Origin of the sequence: Bradyrhizobium sp. cf659 (assembly GCF_900113725.1) — a bacterium.
Classification (GTDB): Bacteria; Pseudomonadota; Alphaproteobacteria; order Rhizobiales; family Xanthobacteraceae; genus Bradyrhizobium.
The window spans coordinates 1-6,405 of the sequence record NZ_FOQJ01000025.1 but is presented as its reverse complement, the minus strand read 5'-3'; the positions used below and the strand labels follow the sequence as shown (position 1 = coordinate 6,405).

Sequence of the window (6,405 nt, the reverse complement as noted above, 5' to 3'; positions counted from 1 at the left end):
GGGCCGACAGCATCTCCGGCGCCATCGACAATTTCTCCGTCCTCACTTCCGATGGCGAAAGCTTTGGAGCGCGCCGTCTGATCCTGAGCTATGGCATCACCGACCAGATGCCTGATATTCCGGGCTTTGCCGAAGGTTGGGGCACGTCCATCGTGCCCTGCCCCTATTGCGACGGCTTTGAAGTCGCCGGCCAGCATTGGGGCCTCGTCTGGTCCGGCCCGCAGTCGCACAATCAGGTCAGGCTGTTCCGCGATTGGACCGACAAGTTGACGCTCTTCGCCGATGGTCACGACATTCCGCCCGATATCCGGGCCGATCTGGCGCGACGCAACATACCCGTCGTCGATGGCCGGATCACTGGGATCGCCCAACGCGGGGCCCATAACGCCACCGTCAGGCTCGATACCGGCCCCGATGTCGCGGTCGACATCCTGTTCGCGCATCCGCGCAACAAGCCGTCCGCAAGCCTGCATGAATCACTGGGCCTCGCCACGGTCAAAACCCCCCTCGGCATCATCCTCAAGGTCGACGATCGCCGCGAAACCAGCATGCCCGGCATCTATGCCGCCGGCGACCTCGCCAATCCCATCACGCCGCCATCGGTCACCCTGGCATCATCGCACGGGGCGATGGCGGGTATCTTCGCCCAGCAGTCGATGGTGGTTTGAGAGCACAGATTCCCTTCTCCGGTTGCCGCGGCCGCGGTTGTCCTTCGAAGTCCGGCGCGCCCTTTTCCGGCGCTGGACGGAAAGCCTTCCGATGGGAAACGCCAGAGGGGCCGTTGCCTGATGCAGGAGAAGTACCCGTGAAACGAAGTCCAGAGATGACGACCTTGTTGAAGATCGCGCTTTCCGCGGCGGCTGTCGCCGCTTTGTCGATAGCGCAGGCTTCGGATGCCGGGGCGCAGGCCGCACAATCTTACGAGGCCCCGCCCAAAGAGGCGAACGCCATCTTTGCGAACTACCGGTTCCGCGCCGGCGAGACGCTCCCCGAGCTTCGCCTGAACTACACCACGCTCGGCCAGCCTCGCCGAAATAGTCACGGCGCGATCGACAACGCAGTCCTGATGCTCCACTGGACCAGCGCCAGCGGTCAGGCCTTGCTGACGCCAGAGTTTCGGACAGCGCTGTTTGCGCCGGGCGCACCCTTCGATGCCACCCGATATTTCGTGATCCTGCCCGATGCTATCGGCCATGGTCGGTCGAGCAAGCCGAGTGACGGATTGCGGGCGTCCTTTCCGCGCTATGGTTACGGCGACATGGTCGACCTCCAGCATAAGCTGGTGACGGAGGTGCTCGGGATTACGCGTCTGCGCGCCATCGTCGGAATATCAATGGGCTGCATGAACGCTTGGCAGTGGGCGGAAGCCTATCCGGACGCGATGGACGGCATCATGCCCATCGCATGCTTTCCATCGTCGATCGCGGGACGAAACCTCCTGTGGCGTAGGATGGTGGTGGACGCCATCAAGTCCGACCCAGCCTGGGCGGGCGGCAACTACAAACAGCAGCCGCCCTCCGCGACCAACGGGCTCGCGATCGCGCGCCTCTTGATCGACGGCGTACCCCGCCTGCAAGAGGCAGCAGCCACCACCGAAAGCGCGGATGCCTTCGTTCGCAGCGTGAGAGAGCAAGCCGTCCCGGTCGATGCCAACGATGTGATGTACGCCTTGGAAGCATCGCGCGACTTTGACACCCGGCCTGGATTGAGCCGCGTGAAGGCGAAGGTGCTTGCGGTGAACTTTGCCGACGATGAGTTCTATCGAGACAGCCTTCAGACGCTTCAGCACGACATCCGCATCGTCCCCGGCGCGCGGTTCGTCGTACGTGACGTCTCCGATGGATCGGCCGGCCACCTCTCGATGACACGTCCGGCTCTTTGGGCCGACCACGCACGCGACTTCGTCGCGTGGCTTGCCGAGAAACCCTAACGCCGTGCCGAGGCACCTAGCATCGTCTCGTCCAGCGGAAACCCCATCAGGGTGGGGTGAATACCCTTTCAACACAAAGATGGAAGTGATTTCCATGAACAAGACCAATTCCGGCGTCGCCCTGGTGACAGGCGCATCCTCCGGCATAGGACACGCAACAGCCAAAGCCCTGCAGAACGCGGGATATCGCGTGGTCGGCACCAGCCGTCGCGCCGCCTCCGGAAGAGCCGACGGCATTACCATGCTGACCTGCGACGTGACCGATGATGTGTCCGTCGCGAAACTTGTCGATGAAGTGCTGGGTAAGGCCGGGCGTATCGACCTGCTTGTCAATAATGCCGGCATCGGCTTGATCGGTGGCGCGGAAGAGTCTTCGACTGCACAGGCTCAGGCGCTGTTCGATGTCAACGTCTTCGGCGTTCTCCGCATGACCAACGCGGTCTTGCCGGCAATGCGACGCCAAAGCAGCGGCAGAATCGTCAATGTGAGTTCGGTGCTCGGCCTGATCCCGGCTCCCTATTCCGCACTCTATGCATCGACCAAGCACGCCATCGAAGGCTACTCCGAATCGCTCGATCACGAGCTACGGACATTTGGAATTCGCGTTGTGTTGGTCGAGCCCGCCTATACGCGCACGTCGTTTGAAGAAAATCTCGCCAAGCCGGATCAGTTGCTAGACATCTATGACTCCGCGCGAGCCGGCATGAATGCGACCATGCGAAAAGCGATAGAAGCAGGAGATGCTCCCGAAGTCGTCGCCGAGACGATCTTGAAGGCAGCGACCGCTGCCGTTCCGAGAAGACGCTATGCAGCGGGAAAAATGGCGAAACAGGTCAGTTTGCTGCGCCGTTTCGTCCCCGCGTCGGCTTTCGACAAAAGCCTGCGGAAGCAGAACGAGCTGCCGGTCTGAGGCATCCATGCGACGGCGGCGCGAGCGTCGGTTGGGCAAAGGATGGGCTTGGGCCCGGATTGGTCAGCGCAGTCTTTGTCCGGAATTGGCCCGTCGGGGAAGCGGAGATGTGTGACAGTCACTTCCGCTTTTGCCAGGCCGACGCGTTTGTGCGTTGGACCACTCACTACCCCGAACGAAATTTCGGAATGTCGTCAGCTTCGGGAGCAAAAGGTCGTTCAGCAAGGACACTTGCGAGAAGCGTACTAAGTCGACGAAGTCATCAGCTTTGGAGAAACAGCGCGTCAGAGAGACGATCTAGGGTCTGTCCAAGCCCTACAGGTCAACAGGTTTGTGCTGAAGGCATCATGGCAAGGCGCGATGGCGGGTATCTTCACCCGGCAGACCATGCTGGTTTGAGAGCACGGATTGGAGATGAGCATGGCCGTCGAACCGGACAGCGCGGGTGTGCGCTTCCCTCCGCCCTTCGTCTATCTGGGAGCGCTGCTGTTGGGGCTGGCGGCGGAGCGGTTCGTCACCCTGCGCTCTTTCGGCATCGACTGGCGGTTGCTGGTCGCGACGGGCGCGCTGCTGTTCGTTGCCGGCGCGGCGATGATGCTTGCAGCGGCGGGGCTGTTCCGGCGGCTGGGCACCAACGCTCGGCCGTCGCAGCCAACGACCCTCCTCGCAACCACCGGTCCTTATCGGTGGACCCGCAACCCCATGTATCTCGGCATGGCGCTCATCTATGCCGGCCTTGCGATCGGCTTCGACGGGCCGATCGCCTTCGCCTTGCTCCCGTTGGTTCTGATCGCGATCCAGACGCAGGTGATCGCCCGCGAGGAGCGCTATCTCGAAGCGAAGTTCGGCGACGACTACCGCCGCTACAAGGCCGAGGTTCGCCGCTGGCTCTGACTATTCCGGCGCTGCTTGCGGTGCTTGCCCGAGCACCACCGTCTTCCCTCTCGCAAGATGACAATCTTTGATTGAGCGGCTCAACATCCCTCAGAAGTGACGTCGACCATATAATCAGCTTGGAGGAACGCATGCGCGCTAACAAATTAGACCTATTTCAAGACCTGTCCCGCCTGGTCATCGCAGCGGTGGTAGGCATAGTCGCGGCCTCGGTTGCGAGTGAGGCCCGATCGCAGACCGTGATCCTATCAGGATCGCCGTTCCCGGAAAGTCTGGCAGCGACAACGGATGGAACGCTCTTTGCCAGCAGCTTGACGAACGGCGGAATCGCGCGCGTAAAGCCGGGCGCCTCCGAGGCCGAAGCCTGGATCAAGCCGGGGACATTCGATACGCGATCGACGTTCGGCGTTCTCGCCGACGAGAAGTCAGGGCTTCTTTGGGTATGTTCGAACGATGCCACCCCGCTCGGCGTCAAAGGTCCAAACACGATCGAAGGCTCGTTCGTTAAGGGGTTTGACCTAACAACCGGAGAGGGAAAAATCAGCGCCCGACTGCCCGCGAAACCCTCGATCTGTAACGATCTCGCGGTTGGCCCGGACGGCGCACTCTACGTCACAAATACTCTGCAGCCACAGATACTCCGCTTGAAGAAGGGATATTCCGAGTTGGACGTCTGGGTCCAGGACGATAAGCTGAAGGGGGGCTTGATGGGATTGCGTTCGGACCGGATGGCGCCTTGTACGTCAACACCTTCCAAAGCGGCGAACTCTTCCGCATCGAATCCAAATCGGGAGTCGCGGGTGCCGTCACGAAGCTTGAGACGTCACGCCCAATCAAGTTTCCGGACGGTCTTAGGGCAGACAAGACCGGATTCGTGATGGTTGAAGGCGCCGGTCCGCTATCTAAGGTCACGATCGTCGGGGACAGGGCCCAAATCGAAACGATCAAGGAATTCGCTGGACCAACAGGCGTCGCGCGCGTCGGCGACAAGCTTTGGGTAGCGGAAGGCCAGATTGGCTACCTCATGGATCCTTCCAAGAAGGGCCAGACGCCGACCTTCCAGCTGCGGTCAATCGACGCTCCCTGACCGACACGAGACCCTCGTCGCGCCCGGCGCGATCGAGACGGATTTCGCAGGCGGCACCTTGAACACGCCCGCGATCCAGGACTATTTCCGCAGCATCACAGCGCTGGGCCGCAGTGATGTTGTGGGGGTGGGCGTCATGGAGCTGGAATTCTACCAACGTTTCGCACAGCGGGTTCGGGTCATTGCCGAGAAGGCAGACCCTTCAGACGGCGTCGCCTGCTGGAGCTTGCCGAGCGCCTCAATGATTTTCAAACCGGTCGCGGTTGTTTTGACCACATCGGTCACGCACGATTCACATTTTGTCTTGTGACCTTGGGGCAGGCCAACATCCGCCCGCGCGGTCGTTGCCACCGTGCGCGGCGATGAACATGGCGACGGCCGACCGGCAATAGGATTCGATTTCGTTGTCGTCCTCTGCTCTCGCCTGATCGAAGCGTCCGATCATCAGGAGATCGGATCCTTTGAAAAGCGCGGCAAACAAGCGGGCGGACCGGTGAGGATCGGGCACGTTCAGAACCGCCTTCGCGTGCAACTGGCGCAACAGGGCCTCGGTTTGGGCGATGACATGGGCGGGGCCGGCTTCGAAATGGAGCCTGCTTAACGACTTTTGATTCGTCTTGTCGGCCATGACCATGGCTTCGACACTGCGGACGTCCGGTCTCAACCGCGTGCGAAGCAGCAATGACCCCACCGCCATGAGCTGATCTTCGACCGAACCGTCGCCGCCTTCAAGAAGGATCTGTGGTGCAAACGACTGATGGCAGCCGGCAGCGATGGCCGCGCTGAACAGCGCCTCCTTGTTCTCGAAATGCCTGTAGATGCTGAGCTTGGATATCTTCGCCCGCCGGGCGAGCTTGTCCAATGTCGTCGCCTGAAAACCCAATTCCACAAAGAGTTCGCGCGCGGCGTCGACGATCGTTTGGCCAAGCGCCTCGTTGGCGGGCCGGCCGCGCCGGCCCTGTTTGTTTTCGGTCACGGCAATTCCGGTACTTGACAGTATTCTAATTCAGCATTACGATACTATGAAGTATCCGAAATGTGCAAGCCAATGGTTAGGTTTCAACTTGTCCTCCAAATCAAGTTTCCCGGGGCGCCCGGCGATCTCGAATGCGGCATTGTCCGGCCGGCCAACACAGTGATGGGCGACTTTCTCGTCGATACCGAAGCCATGCTCGCTGCCCGTCTGGAGCGCGTATCGTCTGACGATATTGCGCCGACCTAAAGCACGAGGGATCCCATGCAACGACGGACCCTGCTGAAGTTGGCCGCGCTTTCCACCATCAGCCTCGCCCGCGCCCAGGCCACCGCCAGGCCCCAGCCAACCCTCTCCACCCACGACACGGAGCTCATCACCATGGATGACGTTATCATCATTGGCGGCAGCTTTGCCGGTCTCGCCGGCGCCCTGCAGCTCGGCCGGGCCCGCCGCAAGGTTACCGTTCTCGATATCGGCCTGCCGCGCAACCGCTTCGCTGGCCACTCGCATGGTCTGCTCGGCCACGATCACAAGCCGCCGCTGGACATCCTGGCCGAGGCGCGGCAGCAGCTGGCGCGTTATCCCACGATCAAGCTGGTCAGTGCCCG

The 6,405-nt window shown here is 61.3% G+C and carries 7 protein-coding genes and 1 pseudogene; 7 read left to right on the top strand and 1 reads right to left on the bottom strand.

All coding sequences use genetic code 11. From position 1 onward, the window contains the following. The 6 genes from BM118_RS39840 to BM118_RS39815 form a co-directional block, all read left to right on the top strand. The coding region (locus tag BM118_RS39840) for an FAD-dependent oxidoreductase (protein ID WP_092193483.1) at positions 1-668 on the top strand (668 nt) is incomplete at its 5' end. Positions 669-823: 155 nt separating this feature from the next. Further along, entirely contained in the window at positions 824-1,930 is a 1,107-nt protein-coding gene (locus BM118_RS39835) for an alpha/beta fold hydrolase (protein WP_092193481.1), read from the top strand. 94 nt (positions 1,931-2,024) lie between these two features. Beyond that, positions 2,025-2,840 (top strand): oxidoreductase, encoded by an 816-nt coding sequence (locus tag BM118_RS39830; RefSeq protein ID WP_092193485.1) that lies wholly within the window; start codon positions 2,025-2,027, stop codon positions 2,838-2,840. Positions 2,841-3,260: 420 nt separating this feature from the next. Continuing rightward, entirely contained in the window at positions 3,261-3,734 is a 474-nt protein-coding gene (locus tag BM118_RS39825) for a methyltransferase family protein (protein WP_092193479.1), read from the top strand. 736 nt (positions 3,735-4,470) lie between these two features. Continuing rightward, positions 4,471-4,821, top strand: a complete 351-nt coding sequence (locus tag BM118_RS39820) for a hypothetical protein (RefSeq protein ID WP_092193477.1) — start codon at positions 4,471-4,473, stop codon at positions 4,819-4,821. Positions 4,822-4,879: 58 nt separating this feature from the next. Next, the gene (locus tag BM118_RS39815; RefSeq protein WP_092193475.1) at positions 4,880-5,131 is read left to right on the top strand and encodes a hypothetical protein; all 252 of its coding nucleotides are present in this window, start codon (positions 4,880-4,882) and stop codon (positions 5,129-5,131) included. Here the strand turns inward: BM118_RS39815 and BM118_RS39810 are convergent. Next, positions 5,114-5,797, bottom strand: coding sequence for a TetR/AcrR family transcriptional regulator (locus tag BM118_RS39810; protein ID WP_092193473.1), 684 nt, complete (start codon positions 5,795-5,797; stop codon positions 5,114-5,116). The two genes, BM118_RS39815 and BM118_RS39810, sit on opposite strands and share 18 nt — an antisense overlap. Positions 5,798-6,058: 261 nt before the next feature. Here BM118_RS39810 and BM118_RS39805 point away from each other — a divergent pair. Then, positions 6,059-6,405, top strand: a pseudogene (locus BM118_RS39805) (NAD(P)/FAD-dependent oxidoreductase); the annotation flags it as partial.

What these genes read in the sequence shown, in the direction of transcription:
- BM118_RS39835 (WP_092193481.1), top strand. Translation starts at nt 824, where the DNA reads ATGACGACCTTGTTGAAGATCGCGCTTTCCGCGGCGGCTGTCGCCGCT.
- BM118_RS39830 (WP_092193485.1), top strand. Translation starts at nt 2,025, where the DNA reads ATGAACAAGACCAATTCCGGCGTCGCCCTGGTGACAGGCGCATCCTCC.
- BM118_RS39825 (WP_092193479.1), top strand. Translation starts at nt 3,261, where the DNA reads ATGGCCGTCGAACCGGACAGCGCGGGTGTGCGCTTCCCTCCGCCCTTC.